Annotated in this window: 16 protein-coding genes; 9 read left to right on the top strand and 7 right to left on the bottom strand. The window is 51.1% G+C overall.

The window, feature by feature from the left end:
- Nucleotides 1-75 precede the first annotated feature (75 nt).
- On the bottom strand, nucleotides 76-897 hold the full coding sequence (locus KG631_RS09930; RefSeq protein WP_213999372.1) for a M90 family metallopeptidase: 822 nt from the start codon (nucleotides 895-897) through the stop codon (nucleotides 76-78).
- A gap of 113 nt (nucleotides 898-1010) precedes the next feature.
- Here KG631_RS09930 and KG631_RS09925 point away from each other — a divergent pair, with 113 nt between their 5' ends.
- On the top strand, nucleotides 1011-1484 hold the full coding sequence (locus KG631_RS09925) for a TerB family tellurite resistance protein (RefSeq protein WP_213999369.1): 474 nt from the start codon (nucleotides 1011-1013) through the stop codon (nucleotides 1482-1484).
- Nucleotides 1485-1512: 28 nt separating this feature from the next.
- On the opposite strand, the gene KG631_RS09920 is transcribed toward KG631_RS09925, so the two are convergent.
- From KG631_RS09920 to KG631_RS09910, 3 genes are all read right to left on the bottom strand, one after another.
- The gene (locus KG631_RS09920; RefSeq protein WP_213999367.1) at nucleotides 1513-1854 is read right to left on the bottom strand and encodes a hypothetical protein; all 342 of its coding nucleotides are present in this window, start codon (nucleotides 1852-1854) and stop codon (nucleotides 1513-1515) included.
- Nucleotides 1855-2034: 180 nt separating this feature from the next.
- Complete coding sequence (locus KG631_RS09915) at nucleotides 2035-3231, bottom strand: ABC transporter permease (protein WP_213999366.1); 1197 nt, start codon at nucleotides 3229-3231, stop codon at nucleotides 2035-2037.
- Nucleotides 3228-4157, bottom strand: coding sequence for an ATP-binding cassette domain-containing protein (locus KG631_RS09910; RefSeq protein WP_213999362.1), 930 nt, complete (start codon nucleotides 4155-4157; stop codon nucleotides 3228-3230). Before KG631_RS09910 ends, KG631_RS09915 begins: the two co-directional genes overlap by 4 nt.
- A 206-nt stretch (nucleotides 4158-4363) precedes the next feature.
- On the opposite strand from KG631_RS09910, the gene KG631_RS09905 reads away from it, so the two are divergent.
- Genes KG631_RS09905 through KG631_RS09890 form a run of 4 tightly spaced genes read left to right on the top strand, consistent with a single transcriptional unit; the run spans nucleotide 4364 to nucleotide 8564 of the window.
- Nucleotides 4364-5005 (top strand): methylamine utilization protein, encoded by a 642-nt coding sequence (locus tag KG631_RS09905; RefSeq protein ID WP_213999359.1) that lies wholly within the window; start codon nucleotides 4364-4366, stop codon nucleotides 5003-5005.
- Entirely contained in the window at nucleotides 5006-7321 is a 2316-nt protein-coding gene (locus KG631_RS09900) for an EAL domain-containing protein (protein WP_213999357.1), read from the top strand. It begins immediately after the preceding gene.
- On the top strand, nucleotides 7318-8148 hold the full coding sequence (locus KG631_RS09895; protein WP_213999355.1) for a DUF3034 family protein: 831 nt from the start codon (nucleotides 7318-7320) through the stop codon (nucleotides 8146-8148). Before KG631_RS09900 ends, KG631_RS09895 begins: the two co-directional genes overlap by 4 nt.
- Nucleotides 8142-8564 (top strand): group 1 truncated hemoglobin, encoded by a 423-nt coding sequence (locus KG631_RS09890; protein ID WP_213999352.1) that lies wholly within the window; start codon nucleotides 8142-8144, stop codon nucleotides 8562-8564. The genes KG631_RS09895 and KG631_RS09890 overlap by 7 nt, the downstream gene beginning before the upstream one ends.
- On the opposite strand, the gene KG631_RS09885 is transcribed toward KG631_RS09890, so the two are convergent.
- Nucleotides 8555-8794 carry a DUF2798 domain-containing protein gene (locus tag KG631_RS09885; protein WP_213999350.1) on the bottom strand — a complete coding sequence of 80 codons (240 nt, stop codon included), beginning with the start codon at nucleotides 8792-8794 and terminating at the stop codon, nucleotides 8555-8557. The genes KG631_RS09890 and KG631_RS09885 overlap by 10 nt on opposite strands.
- 51 nt (nucleotides 8795-8845) lie before the next feature.
- Between KG631_RS09885 and KG631_RS09880 the strand changes: the two genes are divergently transcribed.
- Both KG631_RS09880 and KG631_RS09875 read left to right on the top strand, forming a co-directional pair.
- On the top strand, nucleotides 8846-9793 hold the full coding sequence (locus tag KG631_RS09880) for a D-2-hydroxyacid dehydrogenase (protein WP_213999347.1): 948 nt from the start codon (nucleotides 8846-8848) through the stop codon (nucleotides 9791-9793).
- 76 nt (nucleotides 9794-9869) lie between these two features.
- Nucleotides 9870-11939: a tetratricopeptide repeat protein gene (locus tag KG631_RS09875; protein WP_213999345.1), complete on the top strand. Its 2070-nt coding sequence runs from the start codon at nucleotides 9870-9872 to the stop codon at nucleotides 11937-11939.
- Here the strand turns inward: KG631_RS09875 and KG631_RS09870 are convergent.
- The gene (locus KG631_RS09870; protein WP_213999342.1) at nucleotides 11892-12752 is read right to left on the bottom strand and encodes an RNA pseudouridine synthase; all 861 of its coding nucleotides are present in this window, start codon (nucleotides 12750-12752) and stop codon (nucleotides 11892-11894) included. The genes KG631_RS09875 and KG631_RS09870 overlap by 48 nt on opposite strands.
- Before the next feature lie 85 nt (nucleotides 12753-12837).
- Here KG631_RS09870 and KG631_RS09865 point away from each other — a divergent pair, with 85 nt between their 5' ends.
- Both KG631_RS09865 and KG631_RS09860 read left to right on the top strand, forming a co-directional pair.
- Entirely contained in the window at nucleotides 12838-13470 is a 633-nt protein-coding gene (locus KG631_RS09865; RefSeq protein ID WP_213999340.1) for a choice-of-anchor H family protein, read from the top strand.
- Nucleotides 13471-14418 carry a hypothetical protein gene (locus tag KG631_RS09860; protein WP_213999338.1) on the top strand — a complete coding sequence of 316 codons (948 nt, stop codon included), beginning with the start codon at nucleotides 13471-13473 and terminating at the stop codon, nucleotides 14416-14418.
- Here KG631_RS09860 and KG631_RS09855 read toward each other — a convergent pair.
- Nucleotides 14387-15451: a hypothetical protein gene (locus KG631_RS09855; RefSeq protein ID WP_213999336.1), complete on the bottom strand. Its 1065-nt coding sequence runs from the start codon at nucleotides 15449-15451 to the stop codon at nucleotides 14387-14389. The two genes, KG631_RS09860 and KG631_RS09855, sit on opposite strands and share 32 nt — an antisense overlap.
- Nucleotides 15452-15467 lie beyond the last annotated feature (16 nt).

Raw genomic sequence — 15467 nt, 5'->3', positions numbered from 1 at the left:
GGCATCCTTCGCTAAATAAGAACTGTTCTTGTTAAGCTACAGAGTATGGCGCAAAGCTGGCATCAGATCACTTTTTTATTGCCAGCTAAGCGGGTTTAAGCGGTAAAACAGGCTTAATTGCTGATAAAGATCGGGATATTGCGCCTGTAACTGCGCAGGCTGCTCAAAGAACACTTCGGAAATAACAGCAAAGAATTCGGCCGGGTTGGTCGCGCCATAGCCGTCGAGTAAACCGCGTACACCACTCGCCGTTTGTTGCTGCAGCTGGCCAAATGCCTGCTGCATCACTGCCGACCATTGCTGATAGTCACTGCTGCGGCTAAGCAGGGGGGCGCCGGTGGCCAGGCCTTTTTCCTGATCCAGCTGATGGGCAAATTCATGAATAACCACATTGCGGCCGTCGTTTGGCTGTGCCGCGCCCTGCACGGCATCGTGCCAGCTCAGCACCACTTTGCCCTGGCCCCAGGACTCACCGCTGAGCACCCGGCGCTGCTCACTTACCACCCCCGCTGCATCAGGGGCGGCGCCATGGACAATAAACGCAGCTGGATAAATTAAAATCTGCTGCAGCTTCGGGTAATAGTAGTCTGGCCGATTAAGCAGTAACAAGCAGGCCTGGGCGGCAATAGTGACCCGCATTTCATCGGTTACCGTAACACCGTCACAGCCAATAAAGGTTTTCTCGGCGATAAACACCTGGATATGCTTCTTCAGTTGCAATTGCAAATCGGCAGGCAGTGCCCGGAAGTATGGCATTCGTTGTCGCAGAATGCGCCGCCACTGCGCAGGGAATGGCTGTGCCGTTATCTGGCGGCGCCGGTAACGACGCCACGGTTGCTGCCCCAGGACAGCGCCGATTATCAGACCGCCCAGCAGTAGTACAATAAGGGTTGGCAATGTGGGGGTTCCTTCGCTTATGCTTAAGCCACTATGGCAGAATAACGGAACTGTTTGAATGGGGCTGCGTCTTAACCAATTCAAGCGGCGCTGGCCGCCCAACCGGAGTAGCTATGTTTAATTTGTTTAAAAACTTACTGGAAAAATCAAATTCTGACTGGCAAGGCAGTGGTAATACCCACCAGCAATGGCGCGATGCCGGGTTAACTGAGCAACAGTATCTGGCCGTGGTGTTAATGTTGCAGTTGTCACATGCCGACTTCAGTTCTGAGCAACAGGAACATGATGTGGTGATGCAATATCTGCAAACCGAGTTCGGCCTGACAGCGACGACAGCTGAACCGGTATTTGCTGCAGCCCTGGCCCAGGCAGGCGATGCCACCTGTCTGCATGGTTTTACCAGTAAACTTAAAGACTTGCCCTATGCAGAGCGGTTGGCATTGCTCGACCAACTCTGGAAAGTTGCGTTTGCGGACGGTGAGCTGGAGCCCAATGAAGAGGCGATGCTGCGGAAAATTGCCGATTTGTTGTTTATCCGGCACGGCGATTACATTCAGAGTAAGTTAGCGGTACAGCCAGCGAACTAAGCAAAAGCGCAGCAGGCTTTTACCGCAATTATTTTTCGTCCTTGCGGATAACCTCGCCTTCAATTACCCGGCTGTCGCGGTCGTGCTGCCGGTACCTGCCGTGCTGGCCGTTTTGTTGCTGCTCTGCCTGGCCGGCGTGCTGGCGCGCTGCTTCAGCAAAACGGCGCATTTTTTTGCGGTACCGGTAGACCACTACAGGGATAACCAGCCAGCTAAGCAGCAACATAAATAATAATATGGCTGCGGCAACCACCAGCATAAAGCCTAACACTATCCAGGCCAGCAGGCGCTGTAGCAGGTTGCCACGCTGACGCTGGGAAAACTGTTGCTGCCAGGCTGCAGCCTGCTGACGAAACGAAGAATTAAACATAGCCACTCCAAAAAAACCGGCACCATAATAAAGCATATCGCCCGGGCTGTCGCCCGCAGTACCGACAAATCGCCGCCGGGCAGCTTTCTGCCCAGCTGCGCCTTTAGGCACAGGCCAGGCTATTTGGTTCAATACCTGCTGCCTGGCGTTGCCTGCATCCGTGCCGGTTACTCGGCTTTGTTACTCTGCTTTGTTGCTCAGCGCCCAGCCAACAATCTGACCCCAGCCAGGCTCCTTACCGTACATTTGCATACCTCGCAGGAATATCCGGCCGGCAAGCCGGCGCATCCACCATAAGGCTGCCACTAATAACAATAACGACAACGCAGGCTGCCACCAGGGTAACTCAACCATGGCCATTTTAACCGGCATGGCGGCAAACGAGGTTAATGGCAGCCAGCTTAAAATGGTCATGGCGGTACCGGTCGGGCTGTCAATCACCAGATAGGTAAACAGCATCGGCAGCCAGGTAATCATCATTACTGCCCCTTTGCCACTGGTGTTGGGGTCGTCAATTGACGCAGCAATGGCGCCCATAAAGCAGGCGCTGAGCAATACGCCCAGTAACGCGAAAGGCACCAGCCAGGCCAGCACGCCCCAGTTTACCCAACTGAGGTTTACCCCGTTATCCCGTACCACCACGCTGACGACAATAAACACCAGCAGCATCACCAGCGCTGACGTCACCATCGCTTTCATTGCACTCAAACTGTGGCCCAGCACCTTGCCGTCCATCCATTGTTGTGGGGTAACGATGGCATAGAGTTGCTCCGTGACCCGCTGCTGCTTTTCGCCGGTAATACTGAGCAGCACCTGCCCAAACGCCGTACTCAGACCAATAAACAGTAAAATCAGCACCCCCAGCGCAATCATTTTCTCCGGGGTGTCTTTGCCCTTAAAGTCTTCGTCCAGATAAACATATTCAAGCGCCAGTGGTTGTTGCAGCCGGGTAAGCTGAGCCGGTGTTAACTGCAGCTCAGTCGCGTATTGCTGGCGGAAATAGTTATTAAGCTCGGTCTCCAGTTGCTGTTGCCACTTTTTTGCGGCCAGAGTATGCAGCACTACGCCCGGCTCAGCAGCCGTCGCCGGGCTGACCGTGACCACCCCGTGCCAGCTTTCCCCGTCTTTTAACTGCGCCAGTTGCTCTTCCAGCGCTATGGTCGGCCGTTGAAACTGAAACTGCTCCGTATTGCTGATACTGAACTCTGCCGGCACCGCTATCCGGTATACCTTGCGGCTTTCATCGGTAAAAAAGCTCCAGAGGGCGACAGCAGCCATCACTGCCATCATTAATAAATACGAGATAAGCTGCTGCTTCCATTTAAAGAACCGCAGAAACTCCCATTTCGCTACAATTATACTTTGCCGTGAAATCATGCCTGCTCCCTCAGCTGGTGCTCTGCCATTGCCATTAAATATAACTGATGTAAGTCGGCGCTTTGCATTTCTACCTGAGTCAGCTCCAGCTCATTAACCAGTCGCTTTAACGTGGCAGAAACACTTTGCTCTGCACTCAGGCGCAGCACAAAGCGGTTGGCAGTTAGAAGTTCGATATCAAGCTCTGGCAGCCACTGTCGTAATTGCTCAGCAGTTACCGGCCCGGCGCAACTGATATGGATCTGGCGCTGCGGCCCGGCCTGCTGCTGGATATCAGCCAGGGTGCCACTGAGGATCGCTTTGCCCTGCGCCATCAGCAGCATACGATCCGCTAGCTTCTCGACCATTGCCATTTGATGGGCACTTAAAATAACAGTCATGCCGCGAGCTTTTAACGCTTTAAGAAAAGTGACAACTTTTTCCTGATTGATCGGGTCGAGGCCGGAAAAAGGCTCATCCAGAATAACCAATGCCGGCTGATGCAGCACAGCGGCAATCAGCTGTACTTTTTGCTGATTCCCCTTCGACAATTGCTTTAAATCTTCCTGGCGACGGTCGGTCAGCTCAAACACGTCCAGCCAGTGCGCCATTTCCTTTAACGCGTGTTGTTTACTCAGGCCATGTAATTGTGCCAGATACAGCAGGTTTTTCTCGATACTCTTGTCTGGATACAAGCCCCGGTCTTCCGGCAAATACCCTAGCAAACGCCGGGGTACATGATCATAATGCTGGTCCTGATGGCTTACCAGAATACTGCCACTGTCGGGCCGGGTCATGCCCACCAGCATCCGGATAATGGAGGATTTACCTGCGCCATTGGGCCCGAGCAGGGCAAAAATATCCCCTGAATTTATCTGAAAGCTTACCTGGCGCACTGCGGCAACCGGGCCGTAATCTTTGCTGATCGCGGTCACAATTAACTGCATACTTTGCTCGCTACATGATGGTCATATCGCTAAATTAGCACTGTTGCGCCGTGCCAGCTAACAACAAATTGTTAGTAAATATGTAAGAGGTTGTTGAAGTTTTATCACCAGCTTAACTATTATCCGCCACCAATGCAGAATCTATTTGTCGCTAAGCCAAGACCTTGCTATGGTTATTTACATTCCCCGAAAAGCTTGCAGGTATTATGAAGTTAGCTTTATTCGTCAGCGGACTAGCTATAGCTTTGGCACTGCAATCATGCCTGCTTAACGCTGCCAGTTTAACGATTAATCTTAGCAACCAGCAACAACAGCCGCTGGCTGATGCTGTGGTGGAGTTACGGTCATTAACTAATCCCGAGCTTAAACCGCAACGCATTCAGGTCGCTCAGCAAGCATTGACCTTTGTTCCTTTTGTCAGCGCCGTTCCTGCCGGCAGTGTGGTGGAGTTTCCCAATCTCGATAAGACCCGCCATCATGTCTACTCTTTCTCACCGGCCAAACAGTTTGAAATTCAGTTGTACGCCGACAAACCTGAAGCGCCAATCACCTTCGATACCCCCGGCATTATTGCCCTTGGCTGCAATATTCATGATTACATGCAGGCCTATATTTACGTCAGTGAAAGTAACCTGGTTGCGGTAAGTGACGATGTCGGCCAGCTGAAGTGGCCTGATATAGCGCCTGGCGAGTATCAGCTTTATATCTGGCACCCCTGGCAGCTGGCTGACCGCGAACCGACGACTTTAGATGTAGTGATGCCGGTACAGACAGCAGCTTATACCCTTGCGGTGGATCTATCGCAGCAGAAGCCACAGGCGCCACAACGTGGTTTTGGCAGCAGCTGAATGTTTAATTCGCTGCGTAGTAAATGGATTAGCTTACTGATTGTCTTGCTCAGCCTGCTGATGCTACTTACCGGCTATGCGACATTAAAATCGATGCGGGCCAACTCGATGCAACAAGCTGAGTTGTCACTGGACGTTGCCAGCAAGGTATTTCAGCAGGCACTGGATAGCCGTGCTGCCCAGTTAACCAACAGTGTCAGCTTGCTGGCAGCCGACTTTGGCTTTCGCCAGGCTATTGCCACTGCCGAGCAGGCGACTATTGAATCAGTGCTGCAAAATCACGGCAGCCGGATCAACGCGCAGCTGGCCTTATTATTAACCCCTCAGGGTGAATTGCTGGCCAGCAGTGAGCCAATAGATGCCAGCGACATTCACCAGCTACTGCCTGCCACCCAGGGTTCGGATGCTGCGACTGATATTTTGCTGATTGATGGCCAGGCCTATCAGTTGGTGTTGGTACCCGTCCGCGCTCCGGTGATTATTGCCTGGGTGGGTATGGGATTTTTAGTCGATGTGCCACTGGCTGAGCAGATTAAAGGCATTACCGGACTGGACATCAGTTTTACTCAACTGGATAACCGCGCGAACCAGCAGCTGACCAGCACCCTGCCGGCAGAGATACAGCCGCAATTAATCGACAAGCTTAACAATATTATGCGCAATCCCGATGCGACCCATTTTGCTGCCGATTTCAGTTTTACTACCCGTGGAAAGGCGCTTGATAGCGAACAGCGGCTCTGGGCATTACTGCATATGCCCGATGACCGCTGGCTGAGCAGTTATCAGCAACTGCGTCGTCAGCTGGTCGAGATTTTTGCTTTTAGCCTGGTGTTGGCACTGGTTGCCGCCTTTTTGTTTGCCCGCAGTATCAGCAGGCCGTTAAGTCAGCTCAGTAATTTTGCCAGAGATATTGGCCAGGGCAATGCGGCCGTCCCCCCTGCGATCAGTCAGGATGAAATTGGGGTGCTGACCAGTACGCTGGTCAATATGCAACACAGCATAGCGGCACGCGAGCAACAATTGCGCCGGCAGGCCGAACATGACACCCTGACGGGCCTGTTAAACCGCCATGCGGTAGAGCAGCGGCTGCCCGCTATTTTAAAAGCGCAACCTGGCACCTTATTGCAGCTCAATATTATTCAGTTCAAACACATTAACGATACCCTGGGCTTGGCCAACGGCGACATCTTGTTGCAACTGTTAGCCCAGCGCCTGGGACATCATCAGCCTGCCGCAGCATTCTGCGCCCGCTTAAACGGTGATGAGTTTCTGATGTTATTTAACGAAAACCTGACCGAACAACAGTTGGTCGACCTGTACAACAGCCTGCAACCCGCTTATAACATTCAAAACTCATTAATAAATCTGAAAATTGCCATTGGCATTTACCCGTTTGAGTCTGGTCAGGTTTCAGCCAGTGAAGCGTTACGCCGGGTAGATTTAGCTCAGGAAAATGCCAGCCAGGCCGGCGGCGGTATAGCTTTTTATCAAAGCGGCCAGGATGAAACCCATCAGCGCGAGCTGACAATTATCCGCGATTTACCCGTGGCCCTCAGCAGCGGTCAGTTGTACGTGATGTACCAACCCAAAGTTGAGCTGCTATCAGAACAATGCCATAGCGCCGAAGCCCTGATCCGCTGGCAGCACCCGCAACTCGGTTTTATTTCGCCGGTGGAGTTTATCGCTACTGCCGAGCACTCGGGCAACATCGGCCTGATCACCCAATGGATGCTGAAAACAGTGGTAAAGCAACTTGCCGCCTGGCAAGCGGACTACCCGACCTTACGGATAGCCGTTAACTTATCAGCTGCTGATTTACTGGACCAGAATCTGCCGGAGCAAATAAGCAGTTTACTGCAGCAGTATCAGGTTCCCGCTACCGCCCTGGCGCTGGAAGTTACCGAGAGCGCAGTGATGCAGGACACCGGCAAAGTTATTGCCAACTTGAACACCTTAAAAGCGATGGCAATCAATCTGGCAATAGATGATTTTGGAACCGGCCAGTCTTCGCTGGCGTATCTAAAACAATTACCGGTTAATGAAATTAAAATTGACCGGGCTTTTGTCAAAGACATTGAGACCAATAGTAATGATGCACTTATTGTTAACGCCACAGTGAAACTGGCCCATGGCCTTGGTTTTAAAGTCACGGCAGAGGGTCTGGAGAATCTGGCTGGCTTAAGTTATCTAAAAGAATCAGGCTGTGACACTGTGCAGGGTTACTTTTTCAGCAAGCCGCTGGCTACCGCTGATTTCAGCCGATGGCTCACCAATTTTGCTGCCAAAGCAAAGCCAACAGCGGAGATTACTGAATGATACGACGGATGCTAGTGCTGCTACTGGCGTGTTTACCAGCCATAGCAACTGCCGGCAGCAAAATTATTGCCACCGGCGGGGTCACCACCATTGAGGGCAATGCCGGCGGCGGCATCGTGCCCTGGGCCGTAATCAATGGCTATGCCAGCAGCGATGAGTGGGCCCTGACCACTTTCGCCAGCCGGGTAGGCGTTAACGATTTCAGCCTGCAAAGTGGTGGTGTTGCGCTGAGTCTCGATAATAAATGGGAGCTGTCCTACGCCCGTCAACGTTTCGCGCTGGAATCTATTGGTGGCAGCTTATCGCAGGATATTTTTTCTGTGAAGTATCATCTGGCGGGGGAGTTACTGTACACCTCGATACCGCAAGTCAGTGTGGGTGTCCAACACAAACGTAATCTCGATTTCGACCTGCCTGGCGCGGTTGGCGCCGCCAGTGACAATGGTACCGACGTTTATCTGGCAGCTAGTAAAGTCTTGTTTCATCAGATTGCCGGCCGCAACCTGCTGCTTAACGGCACCTTGCGCGCCAGCAAAGCAAACCAGACCGGCTTACTGGGTTTTGGCAGTGCAGAAAATAACAGCTATCAGTTGTTATTTGAGGGTTCCGCCGCAGTACTTTTAAACTACAACCTGGCGCTTGGCGTTGAATTTAAACAAAAACCGGATAACCTGGCCTTTGCTGCTGAACAACATTGGCGCGATGTGTTTGTCGCCTGGTTTATAAATAAAAATGTCAGTCTTACCGGTGCCTACGTTGATTTGGGCAATATTGCTGGTCAGGGTTCGCAAACCGGGTATTATCTGGCGCTGGAGGCAACATGGTAAAACACAGCGGCTTAATCATCGCCTGCCTGCTGATGCTACTGGGTTGCAGTAGTGCAACCCAGCCGGCATTGTATCAGCGATTAGGCGCTGAACAGGGCATTGAGGCTATTGTCGATGGCTTACTTTATGAAATTGAACATGATGAACGGATTGTCCATCATTTCGCAGACAGTGATATTGGCCGTTTTAGGGCCATGCTGGCCGAACAACTATGCGATTTGAGCGGAGGCCCCTGCCAGTATAGCGGCAGTACCATGCAGGAAAGCCATACTGGCTTTAATATCACGCTGGCCGACTATGATGCATTAGTTGAAGGGTTAATAAAGGTGATGCAACGCCAGCAAATCAGCATTGCCGATCAAAACGCGCTATTGGCACTGTTAGCCCCCATGTATAAAGATATCAGTTACCGCTGAACTTGGGGAGCTTTTATCAGTCGGGCCGTCAGCCGCCGGCTTAAAGGGGCAAAAACAAATACCAGTGGAAACGCACAGGCATGGGCATACACATAGGCATTTAGCCAGGCACCGACAAAACCACTGAACCAGCCCAGGTTAATAAACGTCAGAATACCTGACATAAGAAATGCCATAAACCCCGACATAATAAATGCAAAAATAACAGCTTGAAATTTGGCTGGGAACATAACACCTCCAGATTGCAGGTGCGTATCATAACCAAATCAAATGAGGATTGCATGACCCGAATCGTATTTCTGGACGCTGGCTCGATGGGTGATACCGATTTAAGTCCGCTGCATTTGCCCGGCTGTCAGTTGAAATGCTTCGATAGCACTCCAGCTGAACAGATAATACCGCGGCTGGCGTCAGCCGATATTGCTATCGTTAACAAAGTACAGCTGCGCTCAGACGTGCTTAACGCCCTGCCTCAGCTTAAGCTTATTTGCGTCGCCGCTACCGGGGTTAATAATATTGACCTGTCTGCTGCGGCGGCCAGTGGTATTACTGTTTGTAACGTCCGGGGCTATGCTGACACAGCAGTGCCACAGCATGCGATGGCGTTGCTGCTTGGGCTAGCTAATCAAATCAGCAATTATCAACACACACTGGCCAGGGGTGAATGGAGCCGCAGCCCGCATTTTTGCCTGCATAGCCACCGCTTAACCGAGCTGGCAGGAAAGAATTTTGTGCTGATAGGTTATGGCGCATTGGGACAGGCAACCGCCAGACTGGCAACGGCTTTTGGCATGCAGGTCATCATTAGTGAACATGCTGGCCAACCGCATTGCCGGCCCGGCAGAGTCAGTTTTGAGCAGGCTCTGCGTCAGGCTGATGTACTGTCGTTGCATTGTCCATTAACGGCCGCTACCCACCAGTTGCTTAACCGCCAGCGTCTGGCATTGCTGCCAGACGGGGCCATAATCATCAATACGGCTCGGGGCGATCTGATAGATGAACCAGCCTTACTCGCAGAGCTGAAGACGGGACGACTGGCTGCCGCTCTGGATGTATTGAGTAACGAGCCCCCCGCTACCAGCCATATTTTATTGCAGCAACCATTGCCCAACCTGCTGCTCACCCCCCACATAGGCTGGGCCAGCCCGGCCGCCAGAGCCAGAATGACAGCACAGTTATCAGAAAATATAACAGCGTTTTTAGCCGGTAAACCGCTGCGCCAGCTATAGCGCGCCCGAGGCTTTCGGGCTACACTGGCACAAAAAAATGAACCATTACTAAACTATGTCAATTCGCAGCAATATAGTGCTCTGCGGACTGTTACTCAGCAGCCTGTTATTCAGCCACACAGCACAGTCAGAAGAGTTGGCTGAACGTTTACGCATTGCCTCTGAGAATTATGAGCAGGTTATCACCGAACTGCTTTCTGACGATGCGCAACGCAGTTACGCTGACTGGCTGGTATTGGCTCAGGCATATTTAACGGCTAATAATAAAGATGCTGCGCTAGCGGCGCTGTTGCAAGCCAGCGAACTGGCAACCGGCAATGAGCAACACGCTCATGTCGCCCTGCTGCAGGCAAAAGTGTACGGCATTTTATTCAGAGACACCCAGCATGCCATCAGCTATTTACAGCAGGCTGACACTTTATTGCACGCCAGTAACAGCATCACAGAACGACAACTGCACAGTGAAGTGCTAACCAACTTTGCCCAGGCTCACAACCAACTGGGTGATTTAGCAAAGGCCGAACAGTTTGCCAGCCAAAGCCTGACGTTGGCGCAAAGCCTTGACGACCCTCAGAAGGAGTTAGCAGCCCGGATTATGCTGGGCAGGCTGGCACTGCAGAACAATCGCTTTGGCCCAGCTCATCATCAACTGCAACAAGCCCTGCTGTTAGCCGATAAACTTAATGACGCTGACGCCCGGGCATCCATTCATTTCCGCTTAGGTATGGCGTTCAGGAAAATCGACGAACATCCTCTGGCACTGGAGCATATGCAACAGGCTGCCCGGCTTTACCAGAACCAAAGAAACCTCTCAAGCTACAGCTATGCCTTGGTTTATATGGCTGAAAGTCACCTTGAAAGTCCGGAAGGTATCGCTCAGGCCGAACATTACTTGCTGGAAGCGCTGGCAATAAGTGAGCAAATTAATAATGTCATGCGCACCGCCATCGTTAAACAAAGTCTGGGGCGGGTCAGTATGTTGCGGGGAGACAATCAACAGGCGGCACACTACTATAACGAAGCACTCCAGCAGTTCCGGCAGATAGGCGCGCAGACTTATGTTCAGGAAAGCGCTCTGGCATTAGCAGAGTTATCGATTTTACAACAGCAATTTGTGCAAAGTCAGCAGATCCTATCCGAACTCAGTCCAACTATGGATAACGCCGCAACCTATCTGCAGGCGCGCTACTACACGCTGCGCGCTCAGTTAGCCGAGCAGCAACAAGACTGGCAACAAGCTTATCAGTTTCAGCAGCAGGCCAGTAAGTTGCAATTTGCAGAATTAACCACAACCACCGCAGATAAACTGAGCGAGCTAAAAGATCAGTTAAGCCTGAGTAACGCCCAGCATCAAAGCCACACAGAGTTAATCCGACAACAACAAGGTCAGCAGCGCGAACTCTGGCGCTGGCAAGTCATTGTGTTGATATTAATGGTGCTTGTTACCCTCACCGGGTATGTTTCCTGGCGACAGAAAAAACGTTACAACCAGACACAATCGGTACGATTGGCATTTTTGCTGTCGCACAGTTGGAGCCGGTTTTGTGAACGGTTGCAGCAAGATGGCCGCAGTAAACAGCCCTTACATTTGCTTGCTATAGCATTACAGGACAGCCAGCAACTGAAACTTAATCAGGGAGAGGAAACGCTACGCCAACCGGTGCAGGCAGTATTGCAAAACCTGACAGACGTCCAACTGGCAGGGTGCTGTATTAACAGTGATGTATTATGGCTGGGCTACCGGGCCACTGCTGATGCTACCGCACGCTTTAGCCGGCAACTCGAACATGACATCCAACTGGCAATAGCACCACTGGCGTCTGAAAGCCGGCTGATCAGTTTACAACTGGATGTGGCTCAGTTACTGGGCCCGCGCTGGCAGCCGCGTGAGCTGACAACCCTGCGTGAGGCGTTCTGGCTATGCTGGAAACTTGCCAGTATGCAGGACGACCCGGCGCGCTGCTGGCAATTAGAGCTTACCACTGAGCAACCACGGCCGTGTGAATGGCATAGCAGCAATATCCGGTCGGATATGCTTAACGCACTGCAACTGGGCGCGCTTGTGCTGACATTAAACCAGGAACTGCTGCCGGCAAATTTAAGTGCGCGGCTGACTGCCGATCACGCTGGCATTGACGAGGAGTAAGTCATGGTTCAGGGCAATTGCCCGCTGATGATGTTGTAGCGGGCAGGTAAAAGCAACAGCACAAGCCTGCAACATCAGGCCGCTTTGGTTTTTGTTAAGCTCGCCGTATCGCGGGTCTCCCATTACGGGATGGCCAACAGCAGCAAAATGGCGTCGTATCTGATGCTTACGGCCACTGACTAAGTCAATTTCCAACCAACTGGTATCGGTCAGAGCATCATATGCCAATTGTTTAAAACGGGTAAGACAGGCTCTGTCGTCGAGGGGGATCGCTATTTCGCCGGCAGCCATTAACGCCGGGGCCAGCCTGCCTTTCACCTGTACCAGATAGGTTTTGCTTAATTGTTGCGCTGCAATCAATTTGCTAAAGGCCGCCGCGGCCGCTTTGGTATGGCCAATCAGCACCAGACCACTGGCCTCACGATCCAAGCGGTGTAGCAGAAAAACCGGCCGGTTGGCAAAGTGTTGTTCAGCAAATCGCAACACACTCAGGTGGTCGCCCCATTCATTACCTTGTGACAACATACCTGCTGGTTTAAACCAGATACTGTAGCTACGATAGTCGGCGATCAAACTGGCGGCAGGACAGCTACGACTCAGAATGTCGGTGTCATAATGCAGTTGTAACACCTGTCCTGCCTGCAATGCATATTGCGCCCGACGCAATCGTTTTACCGGCTTGGTCAGCAGCTGCAGCGCGCCTTTATTCATCGCATCTTTCAGCCGGCCTTTAGGCAGTTCCGGTATTGCCGCCGCTAAAATGGCAATAGCCTGGCCAGCAGCCTGAACCTCTATCCGGCGTGACAACTTCATACCTTTACTATTCCTTTACTTACAAGTTCAGCTGAAATTCAGCGCTTTAGCCTGTAATAGTATCAAATATTCAGGAGAGCTGCTTATGAAAACCCTAATGCAAACAGCCACCGCTTTATTGTTGTTTTTACCATTGCTCAGCTTTGCAGACAGCATCAGCACTGAACGCAGAAGCCAGCAGCACAGTGTGATGCAAACGAATAAAGTACAAAGTGCCGCAGTAACTCAGAGCTATCAGTCTGAAGTCTGGTTTCACAGTATTGATATCAGTCTGGCTCGAGACGATAACTACAATGGGTACTTTCACCAGCTATACGTTGAATTTGATGCTGATACTGAATATTCCTATCAACAGGTGTTTGCAGAGTTAAGCCTGACCCCCGATTATGGTACTGAACGGGTTTACTACACCAGTTCTGTGTTTGAGCTTTTCGGCGAGAGCAGCAATGACTGGCTGGGTATAGAAACGGATTTACAACATCAGTATCCGAGCAATTTTTACCTGTTAACCATTCGGATATTTGATGCCAATACCGGCTACTTGCTAGCGGAAGCGTCAGGTTATGATTTAAGTGCGCTGGATGCATTGACGCTGGAAGATTATCAACGCGATCAGATCCAGACCAGCAGCAGTGTTGAAGTATCCGCGGGCAGCGCTGGCATGGCGGTAGTGATGGCGTTATGCTTGTTACTATGGTGGCGCCGGGAGCAATATTGATTGAAACAGTTTTTTTTAGTTTTGTTATTGCTGGCACCGTTACTGCAAGCGAACCCACTTCGAATGCAGCAGCAGGTGGCAAACAACCAACGTTTATTCAGCTATCAGTTCCGGGCCGCTGAACAAGACATCAGTTTCCAGTTTTCCCTGCAACCGGCCAGTATTCAGCGCAACGAGAATTTAGTGCAGGTTTATGTACCCGATGTGCTGCAACAACAACTATGGCGGCAATTACAGCAAAAAGCGCAAGAGGCCGGCCCATATCAGGTGATACCCGGAGCAGGACAAGACTGGCAAAACGTTCAGGTGCGGCACTTTTCCCTCAGCAGCTCAGCGCGGGCGCAAACTGCCGAAACTGAACGGCTGCAGTTGCAACAGCAACTCCGCCAATTCAGCCGGCAATTTCAGCAACAATACTTAAATGATGCCAGTTATCAGCGGCTGAATATGCCTGACAACCGGCAACTGATTACCGTTGATCATCGTAAAATTATTGAACAGAGCGCCGCTGATATTGACCCGGCAGCCCAGACTATCGTCAGCCAGCTTAACCCAGCCAATCAACGACAGTTAGCAGCACTTTTACTGAACTGGATCCAGTTGATCCCGGCCCACCCGGCTGAACAAGCAGAATATGGCCACAGTTTTTCGCCTCCACTTCAGTTACTGCGCCAGCATCAGGGAGACAGCGCCAGTAAAACAGTATTGTTAGCGACACTGCTACGTAGCATTCTACCCAATGTGAAACAGGCTATTTTGTACTTGCCTGAGCGAACGATGTTAGCGTTGGCAATCCCCGCTGAACCTGACGAACTGACAGTCAATTTGCAAGGAACCGAGTACCTGATAGCCGACCCATCAGGCCCTCAGCCGCTGCCTCTTGGTGACGTTACAAAACTGCAAAAAGTATTTATTCTTAATCAGTTTTTTGATTATCGTGTGCTTTGAGTTGGCTTACTCTTTCAAATAAATCCTGCCAGCCATCAGGAATGCGTCGTACGCCGGCCTGCTCATTCGCCAATCTGTCAATGTGAATGGATAATCGCTGCAACGGTCCCATGATTTTCCGCTTGTAGCGCCTGGCCAGCAACCAGGCCAGTAGCAGAAGCACGCCAGCGTAACTAAACCAGTGCACCACAAAACTACTAAGACCCGCTTTAAGCACTGAGCCACGTTTATCAATCAGAGCCAGTGACCAGGGTAAACCAGCCAGTCGCTGAATTTGTAACTGGTATTGCTCCAGGTTGTCACCGTTAATATATTTAGAGCTGGCAATTAAATTACCTGCCTGATCCAACAGCAAAAAAAAACGCTCCGGATTATTTTTTTCCAGATTTGCCAGCAATGGTGCCAGCTCCAGCGCCAGCACAAATCGGCCTGTTTTGCGCTCGTTAACGTAAAATGGGACGCTCATTGCAGCTTGCTCAAGAATAAAATCTTTATAAAAGACCGGATTACGATCGTAGCCGTTTTCAGAACGTTGATAACGTTGCAGCCATTCTGCAAGCTGCTCTACGACATAATCAGACCATTTATGCTGACCATTGTAGGCGTAGCCTTGTTCAGATATATAGTACAAATCTTTCAGTGGGGTGATACTGGCTGGCGCGATGTCAAAATAGGGCTGCAACTGCATCAGCATCTGCAGTTCCTGACTAAGTGGCGCGCCATCGGCAGCAAGCTGGTGTAAAATCAGGTCGCCCGTAGTCAGTGACAATACCGGTATTTGATTTTCTGCAGGCGCTGCCAATTGAGTAGCAAGCTGGGCACGGGTTGTAACGGCCTCAGCGAACTGTAATACCGGGGTTAACTGAGCGTCCATTTGCTGGGCAAACATTTCAAGCTGCTGCTGATTGTGATGCTTGCTGGCGTTAAACTGAATTAAAAACTGGATAAAAGCAGCAATGAAACTGAGTAGCAGAATTACCAGTAAGGAAAATTTGACGGTTCTGTTATAGACCGTATAAGCGGGACTGGACATGCAACTCCTTTGCATT

Source organism: Arsukibacterium sp., assembly GCF_018402695.1.
Taxonomy (GTDB): domain Bacteria; phylum Pseudomonadota; class Gammaproteobacteria; order Enterobacterales; family Alteromonadaceae; genus Alishewanella.
This window is presented reverse-complemented; position numbering and strand designations above follow the sequence as displayed.